We start from the raw sequence: 21269 nt of genomic DNA, 5'->3' as shown, positions 1-21269 counted from the left end.
ATCTACCTCTCTGTTCTGCCGCCATGGCGGCCTGAATTCGTGGAGTTTGGAATGGTTTTTCCAAACTCTGCGTGGGAAGGAACTTCCCACTGCCCTCTCTGTTCTGCCGCCTTGGCGGCCTGAATTCTCATTTTATCGTCCTCTGAACACATTCCAGTTTTGCTCTTTCAATATCTCCAGCGCACTTCTCACCTTCTGTCCGCTGTCTTCCCTGCTCCTTCTGTAGTCAAAGGTTTCTCTCAGCTCATCATCGCTCAATTCCTCAAACTGCAGCGCCGCAGCTGCGATTCGCGCCCCGTATTCCTCCCGGTATGGAGCTTTTTTCATCTCCTTATATGTGGTATAGCCATTTCCTACAAGAAATATCATACAGCAGACAACAGCTCCCGCTCTCACGGCCCTGACGTTCATCTTCTTCCATAAAAGAGCGATTGTCAATAGAATGCCCAGAATGCCCACCTGATATTGAAGCGCATAGCGGGAACTCATGCCGTAATTATCCTTCATAAATATCCATCTGGATACTAAAATCAGCAGATGGTTCATTCCCCCGGCCGCCAAAAGCATACACGGAAGAATTGTCTTTTCATACAGCTTATAGCGGAAATTCAGCCAAATTGCAAACAGGTAGCAGAGTATAACTACAATGCCCAATACATAGACCGTCCAGGACGGAAGCACCGGCAAGCCGGGCGGTTCCGGGCTGATCCAGTTATTCAAAACTTCCTCGCCAAATATCATGGATGCGCATGACTTTATCAGAAAACGGACCGGAAATACCGGGTCCATTCCAAATGCTTCTCCAATCGAAAGATTGACCGCGTCCGCATGATCTTCCACCGCATAGGAATTGCTCCACATATAGAGTAAAAGAGGTATCAATGCGCTGGCGGAATACCAGAAATACCGGATATCCTTTTTCCTTTCCGGCCCCTTCCATTCCAGCAAAAACAGGCATAGATATGTCAGTATAAGGATAACCGAATAGATGGCGCAGTACGGCCCGGCAACTCCCAATGTTATGATCCAGGGAAGCACCAGCAGCAATTTCCGGTCCGCCTTTTTCTCCTCTTGGCTCCACACCCGGTCAATCACCGAATAGTGGTAATAGAAGCATCCCAAAGCCAGGAAATGCACCCATCCGGAACCATTAGTCAGCATCTCCCACTTGTTCAGGCTGAACATGACGATCATCAAAAGCAGAAACCATACGGTCGAAACAGAGCGCCTTAAACTGTAGCAGGCGAAAACCACGGCCGCCAGCCCCAGCCCCAAAACGCCCAGCCCCATGTCAAAGGTGGTCCTGTATCCGAAAAATGTCACATTGATAATTCTGGCCAAATAATTAACCGGAATTCTGGTCAGAATATCCGGTACGAAGAACTTGTCCGGATTCCATACATCCGGAAGGTAGCTGTTAACCAGGCGGATATAATCCGTGTATACAATATCATAGGTTGCAATTTTGACATACCATAAACAAAACAGAACTCCCACGGCCGGTATGCCCAAGTACAGAGCTTTTCTATATGTTTGCTTCATTGCTCCCTCACTTTCACAAAATTCTTTTACAGTATACCTTATAATGGGTAATTATTCAATATCGCATTCATTAAGCAAATATTGCGTTTTTCGGAAGATTTGGAGAGGGGGCGCAGAAAAGAGGACCGGGGGAAGCCGGGGAACAGGGCGGGAAGAGGAGCAATGGAACGGTACAGGTTGCGGGTTTCGGAGTTAAGGTTCACTAAGGTCCTGAACTTTTGCTAAAAACGCCCGTCCAAATAAAAACTCGCGATGAAGCCGCTCAGACAGCTTTATTTAGACGGGCAACGCAAAACTTCAGAACCTAAGTGAAGCTACAACTCCTGCAAACGAACCTGTACCGTTCCATTGCTCCCCTTCCCGCCCTGTTCCCCGGCTTCCCCCGGTCCTCTTTTCTGCTGGTTTTCGCTGGCTGAGGAAAAAACAATTGGTTTCATTAAAATTAAATCTGAACGGAAATGCTTATTTATTTTACTAATTTATGGATTATAGAATTGTTGGGCAGAACTGAAATAAGATTTTATATTTATTAGCTAATAATAAGAAAGGGAAATGGTTTCTCTCCATTTCCCCTTCTTCCAGACGTCTCCGCCTAATAAAATCAATCTTTAATAACAGCCCCCTGCTCCTTCAGCGTATTTTGCAGTGCGGACACGTCCACATCTCCCGGAAGAGTTCCTGCCCTCAGGGCGAGGGCGGCGGCGGTTCCTGCGGCCTGGCCGGTGGCGATGCAGCAGGGAATTACCCGGTAGCTGGCGGCGGCTTCCGACGTTCCGCTGATGCAGCGTCCGGCTACCAGAAGATTATCCACATCCGTTGGTACAAGGCACCGGAATGGAATGGTATAGTATCCGTTTACCTGCTGGAAGGTAGCTCCTCCGCCTTCTGAATTGTGTATATCGATGGCATATGCGAAGGTGCAGACTGCATCATCAAAATGCTTCCGTTCCATAATATCCTGTGCGGTCAGTTTGTACCGCCCTTTGACATGCCGGGTCTCTCTGACTCCCAGAGTGGACGCCACCTGCAGAAGCTGTATATCTTCACAGCCTGGCACGTATTTCTGTAAGAAATGCATCACTTTCTGCACCTGTTTTCGGCCTTCCATCACCGCGTCGGTGATCTGTTCCGTGTTGGTGGCATCGATGTGGGCAATTCTTGTTGTATTGATCTTCCAGCGGCCTTTTACAGGCTGCTCATAATTGCCGATTTCATTGCGTTCAATATCCCAGTCTCCATTTTTTCTGGCTTCTTTTATGTACCAGGACCAGCAGTTTTCGCCCGGAATGCCCAGTTCTCCTTTGGCCTTTTTTTCTTCCAGAGCGCCTACAAATTTCTCCCGGTCAATGTTTCCCACCTCGAAAAACAGGGTAACCGGCTGCATCACTCCGTCAGTCTCATCTCCCGACACACATTCGGCTCCCGCATAATATGCGGCGTCCGCATCTCCGGTACAGTCGATGTAAGTCTTTGCCGTGATCAGAGCCAGTCCTTCTTTCATGGAAACCACCACGCCGGTGATTTTTGAGTTCTCGGTCAGGACATCGCACATTTGAACATTATAGAGAATCCTGGCTCCGGATTCCACAACCATCTCTTCCATTACGATTTCCAGAATTTCAGATAAAAATGGGGTCACATGGCAGTGGCTTCTGACATAATAGGAGCTGTAAGTGGTCATTCCTTCCACCTTTGACGGATGGATGGCGCCGCCCCGTTCCTCGGTTCTCCTGCACAGCTCGTCAAAAATGCCTTTGACAATCTGCTCGGTTGGCTGGTCATCATAGCAGGTCATAAACGGCCCCACCAAACCTGCGGTGGCCATTCCGCCAAGCATTTGAGCCCGTTCGATGAGCAGTGTATCCGCTCCGTTTCTGGCAGATGCCACAGCCGCTCCAAATCCGGCCGAACCGCCGCCTATGACCAGCACATCTGTCTTAATTACCCGATCAATCTGTTTTGTATACTGCATTTTAACTCCCTTCCTCTTTCACCAGATATTTGTAGCACACGCCTGCAAACGCATTGGCTCCTATTTCGCTGAGCGATGGAACGCCTGTCTTTCCGATCTTCACCGGCCCCATTTTTATTATGGGAACCTGGTATCTTCGGGAAGTCATGCCGATTTTGTGGCATTCCAGATAGTGATAATATTCATGGCATAATATGACGTTTAACCCCTCTTCAAAAGAAAAACCGTTGTTTTCACACCAGAGCGCAACCGATCCCCTGTAGATCTTTAAAAGATTCTTTCCGGACAGGTATTCGCAGAAATATCTCCGTTTTCCAAGAACATAGTCTATATCCCGGTATACCACCGTAACGCCGCTCTTTTGCATAATGTCCAGCATATCCAGGGGATTGTCGTCTTTATGCTCTTTCAGGAACAGCTCTCCCTGCATTTCTCCCAAAGTCCAGGCGTCGTCGAATATCTCATTCACCCTGTTTGCTTCAATCTTAGGAAACACATAATCCTGAAGTAAATCCTGCATGCTGTTTTCTCTATTTGGAAAAGGAAATTCCTTCATTGCCAGCTCCTTTGCTATCGTGCGGTCCGCCTTTCTCATTTCCGGTTTCATTTCGCCTTTACGCCGCTTAGTCCGTCCGGGCCGAACAGAGAATGATCAGCGTGTCGTCTTCCCTTACGGATGCCAGCTCAATTCCGGCTAAGGATTTCACATGTTCCTCGTCGGCCAGACCGGATAAATCGATGATCCGCTTTCCAAAGATCATGTAGATATTGGGCAGAGTCTTGCCTCCGTCGTTGTATTCTGTCATCTCTTCCATGGAACGGATCAGCACGCTTTCCCAATTGCCGCCGTTGCAGGTATGAATCTTTCCGTCCCGTTTCTGCAGCCGGATCACGCCCTCTTCGTCCACGACAGAGGTTGGTTTTGTGACTTCGCGGAACATGCCGAAAAATTTCTTCTTTTCTATCTTGTACTGCATTGCATACATCAAACCATTGGATGCGGCGGTGAAAATGCGGTCGCTTGGCACATCCATGTTTTCGGCAACCTTTTTGCGAATCTCCTCTTCCTCCAGCCTCCGGTTGGTCAGATCCTTGGAACGCATTTCCGTGGTGCCGATTGCGATGGCGCGAACCATGTTCTGAGTGGCATCCACTTCCACGGACACTTCCACCGTCTCCGGAGACGCCCCTGATTTGATGGCACGCTCTTCCGCTTCCCTGCGCACAGCCAGAATATCCTGCTCCGTCGGATTGGAGATGGTGCGCTCCACCATATCCCGGATCATGGCTAATGCCACTCCTATGGTAGATATTACAGGTGCATTTTTGGCATTTTTATGCTTTAAAGACATGCTTTGGGCCAGATGAGGCACGACTGCCGAAGCTCCGCCTCCGCCGCCCACCAGCATGGTGGTTCTCCGGTCCATATTATAATCGGAAAGAAGTGCTTCCACTACCTTGCTGTTCTTTAACGCCGACAGCCGGAGCGCTTCTTTCGCCGCGTCTTCCACGGAAAGTCCCATGTTGTCAGCCAGCGGTTTCCAGGCCTTTTTTGCCGCTTCCAGATTGCCGCGGGCATAATCGTCCTCTGACACGCAGCCCGCCAGATTGGCCGCACCGGCCAAGGAAAGGGCGTACCGCTTACCATTTTCACATTGGACGCAGGCATAATCGGGGTCGGATTCCCTGGGTTTCACTGCGCAGAGAACCGGATTTACAATCTCTTCGCTGTCAGTGTACACTTCATAATCCATTCCGGCGATATGCACGCTTCGTGGGCCCACGTCCTTCATCTTTCCATTGTCAATCTGTATCATGCTGCCGCCGCCGATGCCCACGGTTCTCACGTCCAAAGAAGTGAGATACGTTTTGTGGCCGCCGACTTCCGCATATTTAACCATGACCTTGCCGTCTTTAACACAGGAAATGTCGGTGCTGGTTCCTCCCACTTCCAGGAATATCCCGTTGGTCAGTTTCTCATACATGAGCGCGCCTGCCACGCCTGCGGCAGGGCCGGAAAGGATGGTGAGAATCGGCCTTTTCCGTACCTCATCCACGGTCATGACGCCGCCGTCGCACCGCATGACCATCAGCGGAGTCTTAATCCCTGCATTTTTAATGCTGCTCTCCGTCATATTGGCCGCATCCAGCATTTTCGGCATGATGCTGGCATTGACCACCGCAGTGCGGGTTCTCACTTTCAATCCGTATAATTTGGAGATTTCATTGGTTGCGGTTGACGCAATTTGCGCTTTTTCGCACGCTTCCAATACCTTTCCTTCATTTTCCGGATGGTCTACGCTGAACGCTTCCGAGGCCACGATGGCAAGGCATCCTTTTCCTTTCAGCTTTGCAACAGCGGCCGCCACATCCTCTGCAAAATGAGCCGTATCGCTTTCCACATACTCATTTTCAGAATGCAGATATTTGGACGCGGTCAGGGGAATGGCGCCCATGTTTGTATCACTTTTGGATTTGGCGCCTTCAATTCCTTTGCCCAATGTCACAATTCCTACCTTTACCACGTCGCCTTCCAACAGGGCGTTGGTGGCCTGAGTCGTTCCGTGGGAGATGAACACCACGTCCTCCGGCTTCACCCGGTTCTGTTCCATAATCGCTTTCAGCACCTGCACGATGCCTTCCGCCACACCGGCCTTGGCGTTATGGCTGGTGGGAACCTTGGCCGTGCTGATCAGTTCGAAGGTATCGTTATTGATCAGCGCCGCATCTGTGAAAGTCCCTCCTACATCAATACCTATTCTCACTTTCATAGCTGAAAAATCCTCTCTGCATAAAATTTATTAAGCCCTGTACATCCGTCCAACATCTCCGGCATTCAAAGGCGGCAGTTTATTCGAATATCGAAAAAACTACATATATAAAACAACAGTAGCAATTACACCGATAATAACAACCGGCCAAATCCATGGAAGCAGCCGTTTTGTGACAGAAGTCACCTCTTCTCCCGTATAACTGGTCACCCATACATTATGAGTATTGGTCGGACAGCAAAGCAGCTGCATGGCGGAAACGGCACAGAAACCTCCCATCACCACATTAAGCGGCAATACGTCCAGGCCAACCATGAGAGCAGCAATTCCTGCGCCCAATCCCCAGAGATTCAACGGGCCGCGGTATAAGCACAGCGGAGCCAGAACGATGAAGAAAACCATAAATCCAATAGTCGTTCCAGGTGTAACTGCCAGCATAATCGGAGCCAGCGATTCTTTTACCGTAGGCTGATTGATCGCTAATAAAAGCATTCCTATGCCGATCATAAGAGTTGCGGAAGGCGCTGTAGCCGAAAATCCGTCGAATAATGCCTTCGTCAGCATGTTCATCGTGCGTTTCCATCCCGCCCTCACGCTTGTAAACAGGCAGGCCCACACAATTGAGATCAAAAATGATGCGATTAACGGGAATTTAAAACCGATCACCAGCACCAGCGGAATGATCGGAGTCAGCATAGCCAGACCTCCCGTTACCCCTTTTATCTGATAAATATTATCTTCCTCTTCTCCTACCATGGCAGAAAATGCATATTTTCTTCCCACCTTGCGGTAACGCCAGCAGAAGAAGATCACACCGGAAATAAATGCTCCGATAGCACAGATCAAAAGTATCTTAAATACATCGTCAAATTCAGCGCCGATCACCGCAGCAATGGAGTTCACATTGGCAAGATTCACATTATTTCCCACACAATATGCAAACAGCATGGCTGCCGTAGCCGTAAACTTATCCGCCCCCACGGATACCAGAATGGGAATTACAATCGTACCGACCATGATCACCGTTCCAAGTCCGTTAACGGTTGTAAAGAGCAGCGATGCAACGATGAAAAGCACCAGAGTCACAACCAGGGTTTTGTCCCCGCCCAGTTCAGCGCCCTTTTTTATCATCGCTTCGCTGATACGCGTCTTTTCCATAACCATTCCCAGCCATCCGGCAAAAATCGCAACCATGATGGCGTCTCCCAGCTTCATTGCGCCGTTCTGCATAACTCCCTGCAAAAATCCTACGGCATTGCCGTCCGCATCCGTCGCCACTGCGGGCACGCCGCCAATCAGGCAAATACCTACCACCAATACGAATAATGCCAGAACCGTCGGCATCTTGCGAGTTACCATAAGCCCCATAATAACCAGCATAAACAAAAGAATCAGGATACCTTGTACCATAAACTTGTTCTCCTTTTTGAAATTTTTATAATAAAAACGGCTCACACCTGCGCAGTTCTATCAGCCATTTTTAGTATCTCTTCCAGCGGAGAACCCGGCCTTTACCTGTAATTCACAAGCAACCTGTAATTCTCCGCTAATATCTGGCGGGCGAATGCGGAATTTACCGATCCGCCCGGCTCTCCGGCCTTACGTATCACCGGATGGAAAGAAAATTCCTTTGAAACCATTTCAACAATATGATCCAGCCCTTCTATCTGTCCCCCGATAAAAACATCGTTGATCGGGAAAAATAAAAGCGCGCTTTTTAATACTTGTGTCAGCTGCTCCGCCAACTTTTCCGCTGTAAATTTCCTGGCGGCCTTCTCGGCAAATGCGGCTCCCGCTGCTGTCTGCCTCTCGTCTCCTGCATAATTACCGCTTAAAACTGCGGAACTGATATCGAACACGGAATCGCCGGTGCTGTGAACAAGGGTCTTGTTTAATACAAAACTGGCCGTGACCCGTTCCCCTATATTGATATAGGCGTAATCAGTGCATTTGGCATCCACAGTTTTTAGATAGTAATCCAAATGATAGCGGTTAATCAGTTCCTTTTTCACCGGAACGCCGCAGCTGGACGTCAGCGCCGTCTCCAAACGGATCACATCGCTGGAAATGGATGTGGTAAATTCCGTCATCAGATCGTATTCCGGAATATCATCCTGACAGAGGAGGCCGATTCCGATCACATGATCCGGAGCCTGCACCTCTCCCCTCTTTACCGACTTCACAAAGCCCGTCACCGCATCCAAAAGCCCGTTGCCGGACAGCTTCCGTTTTGACAGTTCATGAACGGACAAAAGATTCCCCGTCATATCAAAGATCTGGGCTTCCACTCCGTTTCTTCTAATCTCCACAGTCACAATGCATCCAAAATCCGGCCTTACCCGCAGCAGAATCGGCTTTCTTCCGCCGGTGGACTCACCTGCGCACAGTTCCTCTACAAGCCCCTGTTCCACTAACAGAGACACTGCCTGGCTCACTGTGCTGGGGGACAGACCGCTCTTTTCTGCAATCTCGATTCTGGAGATCTGCTCATTTTTCATAATATATTCCAGCACCTGAGCCGTGTTATTCACTTTTACGTCTTTTAAAGATTTTTTAGTCATCAAATCGTCACCCACTATTTTTTTATTTCGAAATAAGTATACCCTCTATTTCTGCAATTTTCAAGATAGTAACGCCCCTGCCAAAAAATCTCCTGCTGCTTCCCCCTGTTTCACAGGATAACTTATTTTTATATTCAAATAAAGTCTACAAACGGTTATGTACTGTGTCAATTACAAAAATATCTTTTCCTTCCTAAATACATTTACCAGTTTCCGGATGGACTTTAAATGATTTCAGTAATTGTCTAAAATCCATCCGGCTATTTACCCCCTAAATCTAATCTGTTCGTAAATGTTCATTACCCGGCAGCTACCGGCAAAAATCCATGCCGAACCGTCTGTCATGAATCAAAAATCTTTCTACCTGTCAGGCGCAATGATATATTTCCCCTTTGCTCTCACCGACGGGTCGCTCAAGATATCTTCCAGACTGTCCAGACCGCAGACCTGGCAGATCATGCTGCTCACATCCAGCCGGCCGGAATCGATCAGTTCCAAAGCCCGTTTCTGGGTGTAGGGATTGATATAGGACGCCTTCAGCACAATTTCCTTCTGAAAGATCTCAAACGGCTTGATGGAAACCGTCTCATCCGGCTTGGTTAAACCGAACATCATCACAACTCCGGTATTTCCCACGATGGAAATCGCCTGGCTGATGGTCTCCGGACGGCCCACGCATTCGATCACAGCGTTCAGCCAGGTCATGCCGTTTTCCTTCAGCTTCTTTTCCACATCTTCATGAATGGGATCAATCACCAGGTCTGCGCCCAATTGCAGGGCTACATCCCGTTTATTCTCCACCGGTTCAATCAGGGCGATTCTGGCCGCTCCCGCCAGTCTGGCCAGCTGCAGCATCAAAAGGCCGATCATCCCGCCTCCGATCACCGCCACACTGCTTCCCGGCTTGATCCCGCACATATCAATTCCATGCAGACAGCAGGCTGCCGGTTCCGCCATGGCCCCCTGTTCAAAGCTGGTATTGTCTCCCAAAAGATAGACCTGGCGTTCATTGACGCTGCAAAACTGGGCGAATCCGCCGTTTACCGTGGTACCGTAGCCGATCATGTCCGTACAGTAATGGGCGATGCCATCTCTGCAGAAATCACAGGAACCGCAGTAACAATTGGGGTCAATGCATACACGGTCGCCCGCTTTAAACTTGGTGACCTTGCTCCCCACCGCTGCAACCACGCCGGAAAATTCGTGTCCCAGAATCGTTGGAGGAGTCACATCAGCCGCGCCCTTATCCCCTTCGTAGATATGAACATCCGTGCCGCACACGCCGCAGGCCTTTACCTCAATCAGAACATCCATTTCCCCAACTTCGGGCACAGGACTTTCCTCAATCCTCAAATCATGTTTACCATAAAATACCGCACTCTTCATGTCGTATCCTTTCGCTCAACACTTTTATGTAACTATTACTCATAAGTCTATAATAAAGAATTCCATTCCAAAAAACAATGGACAGAATTACTAAATATAAAGCTTGTATTTTGTTGAAACCTTACTATCTCTTTTGACACAGGAAGACCGAACTATTACAATGGTTCTGATATAAAAGCGAATTCTCATTGCCATTTTAAATAGGTGATGATAGACTTTTTAATAGAAGACTTGTAACTGTTCAGCAGGTCTGCGCATTTACTGCGCTGACCGTAATAAAACTTGAAAGAGCAGGCAAAAATCCCATCGCCGCAGGCGATTTCGCATGGATTTTTGCTCGTAATTGTGAGGGTACTGAACAATTACGAAGACTTAATCATAAGGTAGCCTGGCTGTATCAGGCAGTCCTTATATTTTATATAATATGCAGTTTATGGAAGGGGTAGTTTATGGCAGCAACCGGTATGACCACCATGGAGGTCAGAAAAATCAACAGACATAATATCTATACATTTATCTACGAACAGAAAACCACCTCCAAACAAGCGATTGTGGAAGCCCTGCATCTGAGCCTTTCCACCGTTACGCAGAATCTAAAGATGCTGGAAGAAGAAGGCTTAATCTGCCGGTCCGGCTACTATGAATCCACCGGAGGCCGCAAGGCGCAGACCATTGAGATTGTTAGAGACGCCCAGATTACCCTGGGAATTGATATCTTAAAAGACAGAGTTCATCTCACCGCGGTGGATCTGTATGGGGAAGTGACCGCAAAAATAAGCCGGGAACTCCCATTCTCAGCGGACGATGGCTATTACCGCAGTCTGGGAACTCTGGCAGAAGACCTTATCCGGGAAAATGACCTGGATCCGAAACGGCTGTTGGGAGCCGGCATCGCCATTCAAGGTATTATCACGGCAGACGGCACCGCGGTCAGCTATGGACAGATTTTAAACCACACGGGGCTGAAACTGTCGGATCTGTCCCGCCATATTCCCTGTAAAAGCCTGCTGTTTCACGATTCCAAAGCCGCGGCCCGTGCAGAGTTATGGGGCCGGAAAAACCTGGTTAACGCAATTGTCCTTCTGCTCAATCAGAATATGGGCGGCGCGCTGATCCTGAACCGGCAGATTTTCGACGGTCTGAGCATGCACGGCGGACTGATTGAGCATATGTGCATCGATCCCGACGGCCCCGACTGCTACTGCGGTAAAAAAGGATGTTTGGAAACTTATTGCAGCGCAGACAGCCTGAAAAAGGCGGCAGGTTCTTCCCTGGATCAATTTTTCCGAAACGTGCGCCGGGGAGATGTAAAAAGTTGTCAAATCTGGAATGAATATCTGGAAAAGCTGGCCTATGCGCTCCGCAACCTGTTGATACTCCTGGACTCGGAAGTCATTGTCAGCGGACTTCTCGCCAGTTATATGACGCAGGATGATTTTGACCGGCTGGAAACGCTTGTGGCGGAACTTTCACCGTTTCCGATCCCAGAGCATATCCTGCTGCCAGGACAGCATGGCCCGCTGGCGCCGGCCATCGGAAGCGCGCTGTTTTTTGTGGAACGGTGGCTCAGTCAGGTATGAGTTAAAACTCAGTTAAATTAAAAAGGAGCCGGGAAGTCCGGGCCGATGATATATGATCGGTCCGCCTTCTCCGGCTCCTTCTCTTTTGCATTCATCCGTGAAAAAATCACGCGGTTTCCGAATTTACCGCAAATTTATCCATAATTACAATTGTCAGATAACCGGCTGCCAAGCCCAGGGCCGCATAGACCAGTTCTGCAACTCCAACCATAAAATATCCCTGTGAAGCCACGCTTGGAATCCCCATCATTCCGAAGTAAGTTGCGGCTCCCAGATAGATTGCGGAAACCCGGTTTCCAAACGGAAGTTTTTCACCGTAATCCATCAGGATAACGCCTACCACAACAGCCAAAGGAAGTCCTACATAAACGCTGTTAATTCCAAAGCCGGATAAGATTGTATTACACACGAATATGATGATCGCGCAGACAATACCCACAATAAAACTGCACCAGGAAATAAACGCATCTTTTGGCGTGCTTCCCGAGAAAAAGTAACAGGACCAAGAGATAAATGTTACAAATGTAAGTCCCGCCTCAGTCGTTATAAACCCTGAAACCTGCATGAGATTCGTTATCAGCATAACCAGACCGGCCAGCGCCCCAATCGCTATCTGAAGAACAAAAAACCTTTTGAAATTCATACCTTCCCCTCCTTATTCAACGGTTGAAATATCAATATCATGTCCAATGGCAATCGCTTCCTCAATAATCTTAACGGCAGACTTCATACCGATTCCGAATCTGCATGCGCCTCTTTTATACATTTTCAAAAGTGTATCCAGATCTCTTACCCCGCCTGCTACCTTTAATTTTGCTCTGTCTCCCACTGTTTTGTGAATCAGTTCCACGTGATGAAGCGTAGTGGGCGTCTGTGAAAATCCGGTGCCTGTCTTAACATAATCCGCTCCTCCTTCGATACAGAGTTCACAGGCTTTTACGATCTCTTCATCAGTCAATACCATGGCTTCGATGATAACCTTTAAAGATGTTCCCTTCGTCGCTTCGCGAACTGCCTTAATATCGTTAAGCACCAAATCATATCTTCCTGATTTTAACCAGCCTACGTTAATTACCATATCATTTTCCACCGGATTTAATTTCATAAATTCGTGGGCCAGATACACCTTGGTTTCTGTGGATTCCTGTCCGGATGGAAATGCTAAAGATGTTCCAAATGCAGTGTTGGTTCCTTTTAACATCTCTGCAAGCTGAGGATAGTAACATGGCCAGCAGAAACAGGAACCGAAATCATATTTCTTACAAGCTTCTACCATCTCCTCCACATCCTCAAGTGTGGTATCCAGCTTCAGCACGCTGGGATCCATCATGTATGCGATGTCTTTCACATTTAAAACTTCTTTTCTGTACTCTTTCATTGCTTTACCTTCCTTTTCTAAAATAATATTGTTTCACCCGGATTTTTATCAGGTGTGTAACTCTGTTAATTTTCCCATCTGTTTGCGGATTTCCACAAATCTTTGAGTATACGGCTTGTTAAATGCAACGCATCCAACCGGCTGCTGGCGGATCATCAGCTCTTCACAGTTCATACACTGGGTACAATACTTGATCTCCTCTTCCCGTCCCTCGATTAATTTAAGGGGAGTGAGCGGATCGGCAAATGACTGGCGTCCAAGTCCCACCATATCCATAATTCCATCTTCAATACATCTGGCTCCCATTGCGAACATGGAAGATTTTTCAGGCTCGATGGATAATAATTTATTCTTGCCGCCGCGGAAGGAGGAAAAATGGGAGCCGATCACAACAGTCTCTGGTTTCAGCGCCTTTTTCATCAAATCTGCAAAATAAATATGTAAATAGGAGAAATACGGATCATTCGTTCCGGCTTCCATAAAACTCATGCTGCTGTGCACGTTTCCAAGCGATTCTATAAAATAGCTGGCTCCCCGCTCTTCCAATCCTTTAATCAGATCAATCGGTTCAGTCATGTCCATAAGCGGTGAATCAGGACCCGCAGACCCGCATCCGCCCGGGAATCCTTCCCACATAGACATCTTTGAACCAATGAGAAAATTCTTGTCGTAATTTACGGCCTTTTGTATTCGCTCCATCAGATCATAAGCAAATGCAGAACGCCGCTCCCAGGAACCTCCGTATTTCCAGTCTCTGTCATTATACGGACGGATAATCTGTGATCCCAGATAGCCGTGGCAGAGCTTCATATCCACACCGTCGGCTCCCACATTCTGACAGATTTTGGCCGCAAGGGCAAACTGATCCATGATATGATCAACTTCTTCCTCCGATAACAAATCCCCGCCTAAGCCGTAAACCGGCTTAACGGTTACCCGCCTTGAAAATTCCGGCACGCTGATTTCTCCGGAATGGGTCAGCTGGAACACGATCAGGGTATCCGGACTGACTTCTTTTAACTTTTTGATAAAATTAGCCAAAGCCTTTTCATTACGCGGCATAATCTCCAACTGTGTCTTTCTGGCACGGCTTTCATTGGTCACCGTGATCGCTTCTAAATCCACCAGTCCAAACTGCCCTTTATAAAGTTTTTCATAGCGCTCATACGTAAGATCTGTTGGATTTCCCTCAGCATCTGAATCCACGCACTCCATCGGCTGCGCAAAAAAACGGTTTTTGCACTCTCTCGTTCCAATTTTAATAGGCTGCAGCAGCGTTTCTTTATATCCCATCTATCCATTCTCCTTTTCTATGTAAAATAAAATTTTCTCCCAATATTACTTATATAAAATTACCCGTTCCTTTATCTCAGGGCTTACTAAGACCTTTACCAGTTTGGGATTTTTCCGAATCTCATTTACCGCGGTTTCCAACTCCTCCAGGGGAACAATCATGGAAATGAGCGGCGTAGGGTCAATTCTGTTATATTTAAGCAGCGTAAGGGCATCTCCCCAGTCATATCCAATTCCCGCACAGCTGCCACTGACCTTCTTCTCTTCCAGCACAAACTGGACAGGGGGAAGTTTCGCATAGTCGTCATCAGAACAAATACCAAAGGCCTCCACTTTTCCGCCTTTTCGTACCATCTGGAATGCCTGTTCATAGGTTTTTGAATTTCCAACTGCCTCCAGCACGAAATCGGCTCCTACTCCTCCGGTCAGTTTTTTCACTTCATCCACCACATCCGGCGTTTCCTTAAAATTAATCACATAGTCGGCTACCATCTCTTTTGCCATGCGGAGACGGTCCTCATTACCGTCGATCACAATGACCGGTGCTGCTCCCCTGAGTTTGGCCATACAGGCATGAATAATTCCAAGACCTGCCCCAATTACCACAACGCTTCGTCCGATAGAGCAGTCCATCTTGTGAGAAGCGTTCAAGCAGGCGGTAAGCGGCTCCACAAATGCTGCCTTTTCATCGGATACCTCGTCGGGAACCAGGTATACATTCATCCACGGCACTTTTACATATTCCGCAAAGCCTCCGTCCAGATGAATTCCGATCTGTTTAAAATCAGAGCACAATAGCGGTTCTCCGATTCTGCAGTGATAACAGGTGCCGCATGGTTTACAGATATCGCATGCGACTCTGTCTCCAGGCTTCAGCCCCTTTGAATTCGCCCCTGCCTTTTCAATGGTTCCAAAGAACTCATGTCCTGTTATTAACGGCAGGCAGGCGACTTCATCCGCATATTTTCCCGTGTATGATCCCCAGTCCGAACCGCAAATCCCGCAGTATTTGATTTTAATCAGCACTTCGTCATCGCTTATCTCGGGAACAGCTACCTCTTTTAATTCGTAGTGATATGGTTCTGTAAGAACCTGCGCCCTCATTGTCTTCATAATCTCTCTCCTTTACTTTGTAAATAATGCATCCGAGCGGCCTTCATAAGGCGCATCGATCATCAGCGGCCGTAAAAATTCAATGGTCTTTTTAATACCGTCTCCACGGCTCATAATCACATCTTCATGCTCGTAATTGAACACCCCATTGTATCCGGTTAAGAATAATTCACTGATTAAGCGTTTCCACTCTACATCTCCCCAGCCCGGAATCCGGAACCGGAACGAGCGGTCTAACCTGCCCCAGCCGTCCTGCATATACATATTCAAACCGCCTTTTGCCATATTATGCTCAACCAGCTCACAATCCTTGGCATGGACAAGAACAATCCTTCCTTTCAGCTCATCCACAAAGGTCTGTACATTCACACCGGAAAACAGGATGTTGGCCGGATCCAAATTGATTGCAAAGCTTTCATGATGTCCTGTTACCTCCAACAGGCGGAGGGTGGACTGGATATCGTAAACGATATTATTCGGATGGGGTTCAAACGCTACCTTAACTCCGTATTCCTTATATTTATCAAAGATTCGTCCCCATTTTTCAGCGAACTGCTCTTCTTCATACTTCCATCCATTCGGCTCAGGCCAATCGTTGATTCTTCCGTAATTCTCCATTCCCGAAAATGCCACGACTGCCGGAACCTCCAATTCCGCCGCCAGCTGTGCGGAACGAATCATGCTTTCGGTACCAAATTTGATTTTTTCTTCTTTTGTTCCTTTGCAGCCCGAAACCGTCAAATCGCTGTAGGGCCCCATAACCAGAAAGGAATCGGCATGGTTGCTCAAAGATGATATGGTCATCCCATAGCTTTCGACCATCCTCCTCAGATCTTTTGCCTTGTGGTTTTTTAAAATATCTTCCACATCTACCTGTCCATTCCCCACATAAGACGGCAGTTCCACGCAGTCGTATCCGTGGCTGGCAGCCAGCTCTACCACTTCTTCAACCGGTTTCTCAGAATAATTCACTACGCAAAAACCTATTTTCATCTAAAATCCCTCCATTTTTTAAGTATCTTTTTTGTTTCTGGTGCTTCGTGCGTTAAACTGGCGGCAATCCAGTTTTTAAAAATCAGAATGTTTCTTTTTCGTTTTTTTAATTATAGCACACTTTTTTTCGTTTGTCACTCTTTTTCTTTTATTTATTTATTTTTATTTTCGTTTATTTTTGTTTTTCCTTTTATTTTTTGTTTTTTAGTTGATATCTTCTTATTTATATGGTAAAATAAGCATATCTTTTTAAAACTCATGAGCAGCTAATATTTTCGAAGCAAAATAAATACAAATAAATGAAACACAAAAAACATACAGGGGGATGTTATGTATAAAGCAGAACGAATACAAAAAATAAAAGAAATTATCACAGAACAAAAAAGAATCGATGTATCCACTTTAAGTTTAATGCTGAATGTAACGGAGGCTACCATCCGCACCGATTTAGAACTATTGGAGAAAAAAGGGTTTGTAACAAGGTACCATGGCGGAGCCGCTTTAAATACACCGGAAGAGGCTTCCAATCAGCTTTATAATATATCAAATGATATCAAAATCCCTTACGATAAGGAAAAGGAACAGCTTGCACAGGCTGCAGCCCAGCTTGTCGGGGAACGGGAATGGGTATTTCTCGGCCCCGGCACCACTTGTTACTATCTTGCAAAGGCGCTTTCAAAACGCAGTAATCTAAACATTATGACCAATAATTTTTACGTCATCAACATGTTCTCTTCCAATCCATCCATCCGCCTTATGTTTTTAGGCGGCCGTGTCCAAAACGAAGGGATGTACACCGTTCCGGATAATATTACACAGGATTTAGAACAGATCTATCTGAGTAAAGCCTTCTTTTCGGTTGACGCTGTCAGTTTAGAAGCCGGCTATACGCTGACGGACATATATATTCTGGATATTATCAGAACCGTATGCGCCTGCTGTAAAGAACCCATCATGTGCATTGACAGCAAAAAATTCGACAGGCGTTCTTTTATCCGGTTAGAAGATCTGACCTTTACCCCTTCCATTGTAACGGATAAAATGCCTTCTTCCGAATACGTGCGTTTTTATGAAGAACATGGGATAAATATCTATACGCTTTAAGGCAAAAAGCGCTGTTTCAGACATTTCATAAGGATGTTTCCGTTTTTCGTTTTTAATTATATAAATTTTATCTGACAGACCAGATATTATACAGATTAGGAGATCATTATGAATAAGTTAATTGCATACGATTTAGGGACAGGCGGAATCAAGGCTTCCCTTTTTTCAGAAAACGGAACATCTTTAGCCGAAGTATTTATCCAATATCCCACTTATTTTCCGAGGGAACATTACGTGGAACAGCGGCCTATGGACTGGTGGAACCATGTCTGCGCCGCCACAAGACAGCTTTTAGATCAGTCCGACTCCTCACCGGATGAGATTGCCTGTGCAGCTCTGTCCGGGCACAGCCTGGTGGCGGTTCCAATCGGGAAAGACGGTTCCCTGTTAAAAGAGCAGGTTCCTATCTGGTGTGATATGAGGGCAAAGCAGCAGGCAGCCAGGCTGTTTGAATCCCTTGATTATCAGTCCTGGTACTCAACCACCGGCAATGGCGATCCTGCCGAATGCTATACCATCACAAAACTGATGTGGATGAAGGAACATGAACCTGATATCTATCAGAAAATTGATAAAATCCTGGGGTCTAAAGATTTTATCAATTACATGATGACCGGAACTCTCTGCACCGATCCTTCCTATGCTTCAGGCTTTGGAGTCTTCAATTTGAATAAATGGGATTATGAACAACAGTTTTTTGACTGCGCAGGAATTGACCGGGAGATCTTTCCCGACATCCGCCCAAGCGATGCAGTAATCGGATATGTAACTAAAGAGGCGTCTTTAAAATGCGGATTAAAAGAAGGAACTCCGGTCGCCTGCGGAGCGGTGGACAATACCTGTATGGCATTGGGCGCCAGAGGTTTGAAAGAAGGCGTGGCTTACACCTCTTTAGGTTCTTCCAGCTGGATTGCGGTCACATCAAAAAAACCGGTAATCGACAGCGTTTCCAGGCCATTCGTCTTCGCCCATGCCGTTAAGGGTTACTACACTTCCGCCGTATCTATTTTCTCAGCCGGAAATTCATTCCGTTGGGTCAGGGATCAGCTGTGCCGGGATTTTGCGGAAGATACGGATACTTATGATGCCATGAACCGAATGGCAGAGTCCGTACCGGCAGGCAGTCACGGCGTCCTGTTTAATCCTGCTTTAGCAGGCGGAAGCGCCCAGGAACCAAGTCCATTATTACGTGGCGGATTTATGGGGCTTACCCTCAGCAATACCAGGGAAGACCTGGTACGCGCTTCCATGGAAGGCATTGCCATGTCATTGCGCTACACACTGGATATTCTTCTGGAACAGGTTTCCATTGACGGAGAAATGCTGATCTGCGGAGGCGGCAGTAAAAGTGCGGTCTGGCGCCAGATTTTTGCAGATATTTACAATATGCCCATTCTGAAAACCAATGTGGATCAGAATGCCGCTTCCTTGGGCGCCGCAGCTTTGTCCGCCAACGCCTGCGGAATGTGGAAGGGATATGATAAGATAGAGGAAATCCATATAACCCAGAATATCTCTGTTCCCAACCCGGAACATGTTGAGGTTTATAACCGGCTGCTTCCGGTTTACCGGCAGTGGACAAAGGCTTTGGCCATGCTGGAAAACATGTGATTATATAGTGGAACGATACGCTCGAAAGAAATGAACAAGATAAATAAACGCCAAAAAAAGGACTTTTTCCTCTTTTTGGCGTTTTCGCTTGCTTTTGCAGTCTTTTTACGGAATCCGTTTCTTCCCCCGGATTATCAGTCCGCCGTAATATTTACAATTACAGCCAGCCGCTTAACCCCTCTCTGTTCCTGCGCATTCTGCATATAGAAGTTATTCTCGAATTTTAAGTGCACAACTCGGTAAGGGTCTGTCTCCAGTTCCACCTTCACCACATTTTCCTCCATTTTCACGGTTTTAGCCGGCTTTCCGTTCATGTAGATAACCGATTCGTCACGGCCGCTTAAATTGCCGGGATACATAAACTCCAGCTTAATCACCCCGCTGGCTCCTGCCATCACCCGGATGCTGGCTTCTTCATCCATCCAGCCGTCTCTGTAATATCCGTATTCCACTTCACATTTCTGGTTCCGCACATATTCTGTGATATCCTGGAACGCGTTAAATTCCGGCTCCTCTCTCAGAACCAGCATATGATCCGTGATCTGGCCGATGTCCCGGATGCTGTCGATGAAGACCACATTGGTGCCCTCCGCTTTCCGTTCCTTATCAAATACCTTAAAGAACGTGTCAGCCGTAAACCGGCTCATCTCATAACTGTCACCGATGATGTATATGGTCTTGCCGAAGATATCGTCCCCATACTTTTCATAGGTTTCCTCAGCCAGGGAATTGTACCTCATCTGATTCGGCCACAGATAGATATTATGGTATTGGGAGCGGTAAAACAATTCTACCGGGAACATTAATATCATATATCCCAGAAGAAGGGCACCGCAGATCAGCTGGCGTCGGTAAGTAAACGTCTTATCGTACCAGGCGCTCATGCTGCCGAACATGTAGCACAGGAATAAAAGCGCCCCTGCATATGACACGTAAACCCAGCGCATCTCCACCCGGATTGTCACGCTGGAAGAAGCGATGCAGCCGCCGATAAACAAGATAAAGAGCAGGGAATTGGCAAGATACGTCCCGCGCTTTTCCTTGTTCCTGATTATTTCAAACAAAAAGCAGATCACCACCAGCAAAAGAAGCACATCCGCGGACAGAACCATCACCCTGATATAACGCGGAGAATCCATCCAGGACAGTCCGTTTAAATGTTCCGGCCCGGCGTTAATTCCAAACACATATGCCACCTGGCTCAGCGCGTATTTAATCACGCTTCCCATAGAAAATGTATCCGCTACGTCAGTTCCGCCCGTTCCCGCAGGAGATACCGTTCCAATGGTGACCAGACGGATCAGCTGTACAGCCAAAAACGCGATAACCGGGCAGCTCCAAAGCTTAATATCCTTTTTCTTCTTAAACAGCAATACGATGAAGAACAAAGGCAGAAGCACCATGTACCGCTCATGGATAAAGCACACGGTAAAGTAAAGGGCCACGGCCCCCATAAATCCCCGGTCCTCGTTCAGATAGAGGTAAAGGCAGTAGAGAATCCCGATCGCCGCCCAAAGGGCCATTGTTTCCATCAGGCCGTACACCTGGCCGATCTGGTAATAGGACATTCTGGAAAGCAAAAACATGATTCCGCAGAAAAATCCCACCGGGCCCAAACGGCTCATCTTCTTGCCCATCAGATAGATGGTTCCCGCCAGCAGACCGTTTAACACGATGTTGACCGGCACCAGCAGATCAATGTGATTGCCGATCACCCCCAGCTCCAAGTATGCCGCCAGATAATAGATAAACCGGAACCTGGTGCTTCCTATGGGGAATACATATTGAAAAAATGACTGTTCCCCGTAACAGGACCACAGATACAAATCGTCCATATACAATCCCTTGATCGTAATCCCCCTGTTGATAAAAAAGGCAAATCCAGTCAATAAGCAAAACGCAATGATGTCATTCTTCCACTGCTCTCTCTGCGCCTGTGTATATTTAATCTCCATTTTTTCCTCA

General features: G+C 47.2%; 18 protein-coding genes. 3 read left to right on the top strand and 15 right to left on the bottom strand.

All coding sequences use genetic code 11. The annotated features are described in order from the left end of the window. Nucleotides 1-2: 2 nt before the first annotated feature. From C0033_RS27690 to C0033_RS21200, 9 genes are all read right to left on the bottom strand, one after another. A complete protein-coding gene (locus tag C0033_RS27690) occupies nt 3-131 on the bottom strand; it encodes a hypothetical protein (RefSeq protein WP_278320770.1) in 129 nt (42 codons plus the stop codon). 1 nt (nt 132) lies between these two features. Beyond that, nucleotides 133-1542: a hypothetical protein gene (locus C0033_RS21230; RefSeq protein ID WP_103229916.1), complete on the bottom strand. Its 1410-nt coding sequence runs from the start codon at nt 1540-1542 to the stop codon at nt 133-135. A 314-nt stretch (nt 1543-1856) separates the two neighbouring features. After that, nucleotides 1857-1979 carry a hypothetical protein gene (locus tag C0033_RS27685; RefSeq protein WP_278320769.1) on the bottom strand — a complete coding sequence of 41 codons (123 nt, stop codon included), beginning with the start codon at nt 1977-1979 and terminating at the stop codon, nt 1857-1859. 164 nt (nt 1980-2143) lie between these two features. Next, a complete protein-coding gene (locus C0033_RS21225; protein ID WP_103229915.1) occupies nt 2144-3514 on the bottom strand; it encodes an FAD-dependent oxidoreductase in 1371 nt (456 codons plus the stop codon). Between the two features lies 1 nt (nt 3515). After that, nucleotides 3516-4121 carry a hypothetical protein gene (locus tag C0033_RS21220; protein ID WP_103229914.1) on the bottom strand — a complete coding sequence of 202 codons (606 nt, stop codon included), beginning with the start codon at nt 4119-4121 and terminating at the stop codon, nt 3516-3518. A gap of 16 nt (nt 4122-4137) precedes the next feature. After that, complete coding sequence (locus C0033_RS21215) at nt 4138-6285, bottom strand: hydantoinase/oxoprolinase family protein (RefSeq protein ID WP_103229913.1); 2148 nt, start codon at nt 6283-6285, stop codon at nt 4138-4140. 99 nt (nt 6286-6384) lie between these two features. After that, nucleotides 6385-7695, bottom strand: coding sequence for a C4-dicarboxylate ABC transporter (locus C0033_RS21210; RefSeq protein WP_103229912.1), 1311 nt, complete (start codon nt 7693-7695; stop codon nt 6385-6387). 101 nt (nt 7696-7796) lie between these two features. Next, on the bottom strand, nt 7797-8846 hold the full coding sequence (locus C0033_RS21205) for a winged helix-turn-helix domain-containing protein (RefSeq protein WP_103229911.1): 1050 nt from the start codon (nt 8844-8846) through the stop codon (nt 7797-7799). Between the two features lie 360 nt (nt 8847-9206). Then, nucleotides 9207-10232, bottom strand: coding sequence for a zinc-dependent alcohol dehydrogenase family protein (locus C0033_RS21200; RefSeq protein WP_103229910.1), 1026 nt, complete (start codon nt 10230-10232; stop codon nt 9207-9209). A 449-nt stretch (nt 10233-10681) separates the two neighbouring features. Between C0033_RS21200 and C0033_RS21195 the strand changes: the two genes are divergently transcribed. Continuing rightward, entirely contained in the window at nt 10682-11812 is a 1131-nt protein-coding gene (locus C0033_RS21195) for an ROK family transcriptional regulator (protein ID WP_103229909.1), read from the top strand. A 106-nt stretch (nt 11813-11918) separates the two neighbouring features. Here the strand turns inward: C0033_RS21195 and C0033_RS21190 are convergent, their stop codons facing one another. The 5 genes from C0033_RS21190 to C0033_RS21170 are packed head-to-tail and all read right to left on the bottom strand — an operon-like array spanning nt 11919 to nt 16589. Continuing rightward, nucleotides 11919-12455 carry a DUF1097 domain-containing protein gene (locus tag C0033_RS21190; RefSeq protein WP_103229908.1) on the bottom strand — a complete coding sequence of 179 codons (537 nt, stop codon included), beginning with the start codon at nt 12453-12455 and terminating at the stop codon, nt 11919-11921. A 12-nt stretch (nt 12456-12467) separates the two neighbouring features. Next, a complete protein-coding gene (gene deoC / locus C0033_RS21185; protein WP_207656886.1) occupies nt 12468-13190 on the bottom strand; it encodes a deoxyribose-phosphate aldolase in 723 nt (240 codons plus the stop codon). A 48-nt stretch (nt 13191-13238) separates the two neighbouring features. Beyond that, nucleotides 13239-14483 carry a 2,4-dienoyl-CoA reductase gene (locus C0033_RS21180; RefSeq protein ID WP_103229907.1) on the bottom strand — a complete coding sequence of 415 codons (1245 nt, stop codon included), beginning with the start codon at nt 14481-14483 and terminating at the stop codon, nt 13239-13241. A gap of 45 nt (nt 14484-14528) precedes the next feature. Next, a complete protein-coding gene (locus C0033_RS21175; RefSeq protein ID WP_103229906.1) occupies nt 14529-15596 on the bottom strand; it encodes an alcohol dehydrogenase catalytic domain-containing protein in 1068 nt (355 codons plus the stop codon). A 12-nt stretch (nt 15597-15608) separates the two neighbouring features. After that, nucleotides 15609-16589, bottom strand: a complete 981-nt coding sequence (locus C0033_RS21170; RefSeq protein ID WP_103229905.1) for a sugar phosphate isomerase/epimerase — start codon at nt 16587-16589, stop codon at nt 15609-15611. A gap of 330 nt (nt 16590-16919) precedes the next feature. Between C0033_RS21170 and C0033_RS21165 the strand changes: the two genes are divergently transcribed. Together C0033_RS21165 and C0033_RS21160 are read left to right on the top strand one after the other, a co-directional pair. Next, complete coding sequence (locus C0033_RS21165) at nt 16920-17693, top strand: DeoR/GlpR family DNA-binding transcription regulator (protein WP_103229904.1); 774 nt, start codon at nt 16920-16922, stop codon at nt 17691-17693. Between the two features lie 108 nt (nt 17694-17801). Then, a complete protein-coding gene (locus tag C0033_RS21160; RefSeq protein WP_103229903.1) occupies nt 17802-19304 on the top strand; it encodes an FGGY-family carbohydrate kinase in 1503 nt (500 codons plus the stop codon). Between the two features lie 134 nt (nt 19305-19438). On the opposite strand, the gene C0033_RS21155 is transcribed toward C0033_RS21160, so the two are convergent. Continuing rightward, nucleotides 19439-21259, bottom strand: coding sequence for a hypothetical protein (locus C0033_RS21155; protein WP_103229963.1), 1821 nt, complete (start codon nt 21257-21259; stop codon nt 19439-19441). Nucleotides 21260-21269 lie beyond the last annotated feature (10 nt).

Source organism: Clostridium sp. chh4-2, from assembly GCF_002899675.1.
Classification (GTDB): Bacteria; Bacillota; Clostridia; order Lachnospirales; family Lachnospiraceae; genus CHH4-2.
The sequence above is the reverse complement of the archived record's forward strand: the minus strand, read 5'-3'. Positions and strand labels throughout refer to the sequence as shown.

What these genes read in the sequence shown, in the direction of transcription:
- C0033_RS27690 (WP_278320770.1), bottom strand. Translation starts at nt 131, where the DNA reads ATGAGAATTCAGGCCGCCAAGGCGGCAGAACAGAGAGGGCAGTGGGAA.
- C0033_RS21230 (WP_103229916.1), bottom strand. Translation starts at nt 1,542, where the DNA reads ATGAAGCAAACATATAGAAAAGCTCTGTACTTGGGCATACCGGCCGTG.
- C0033_RS27685 (WP_278320769.1), bottom strand. Translation starts at nt 1,979, where the DNA reads ATGAAACCAATTGTTTTTTCCTCAGCCAGCGAAAACCAGCAGAAAAGA.
- C0033_RS21225 (WP_103229915.1), bottom strand. Translation starts at nt 3,514, where the DNA reads ATGCAGTATACAAAACAGATTGATCGGGTAATTAAGACAGATGTGCTG.
- C0033_RS21220 (WP_103229914.1), bottom strand. Translation starts at nt 4,121, where the DNA reads ATGAAACCGGAAATGAGAAAGGCGGACCGCACGATAGCAAAGGAGCTG.
- C0033_RS21215 (WP_103229913.1), bottom strand. Translation starts at nt 6,285, where the DNA reads ATGAAAGTGAGAATAGGTATTGATGTAGGAGGGACTTTCACAGATGCG.
- C0033_RS21210 (WP_103229912.1), bottom strand. Translation starts at nt 7,695, where the DNA reads ATGGTACAAGGTATCCTGATTCTTTTGTTTATGCTGGTTATTATGGGG.
- C0033_RS21205 (WP_103229911.1), bottom strand. Translation starts at nt 8,846, where the DNA reads ATGACTAAAAAATCTTTAAAAGACGTAAAAGTGAATAACACGGCTCAG.
- C0033_RS21200 (WP_103229910.1), bottom strand. Translation starts at nt 10,232, where the DNA reads ATGAAGAGTGCGGTATTTTATGGTAAACATGATTTGAGGATTGAGGAA.
- C0033_RS21195 (WP_103229909.1), top strand. Translation starts at nt 10,682, where the DNA reads ATGGCAGCAACCGGTATGACCACCATGGAGGTCAGAAAAATCAACAGA.
- C0033_RS21190 (WP_103229908.1), bottom strand. Translation starts at nt 12,455, where the DNA reads ATGAATTTCAAAAGGTTTTTTGTTCTTCAGATAGCGATTGGGGCGCTG.
- deoC (WP_207656886.1), bottom strand. Translation starts at nt 13,190, where the DNA reads ATGAAAGAGTACAGAAAAGAAGTTTTAAATGTGAAAGACATCGCATAC.
- C0033_RS21180 (WP_103229907.1), bottom strand. Translation starts at nt 14,483, where the DNA reads ATGGGATATAAAGAAACGCTGCTGCAGCCTATTAAAATTGGAACGAGA.
- C0033_RS21175 (WP_103229906.1), bottom strand. Translation starts at nt 15,596, where the DNA reads ATGAAGACAATGAGGGCGCAGGTTCTTACAGAACCATATCACTACGAA.
- C0033_RS21170 (WP_103229905.1), bottom strand. Translation starts at nt 16,589, where the DNA reads ATGAAAATAGGTTTTTGCGTAGTGAATTATTCTGAGAAACCGGTTGAA.
- C0033_RS21165 (WP_103229904.1), top strand. Translation starts at nt 16,920, where the DNA reads ATGTATAAAGCAGAACGAATACAAAAAATAAAAGAAATTATCACAGAA.
- C0033_RS21160 (WP_103229903.1), top strand. Translation starts at nt 17,802, where the DNA reads ATGAATAAGTTAATTGCATACGATTTAGGGACAGGCGGAATCAAGGCT.
- C0033_RS21155 (WP_103229963.1), bottom strand. Translation starts at nt 21,259, where the DNA reads ATGGAGATTAAATATACACAGGCGCAGAGAGAGCAGTGGAAGAATGAC.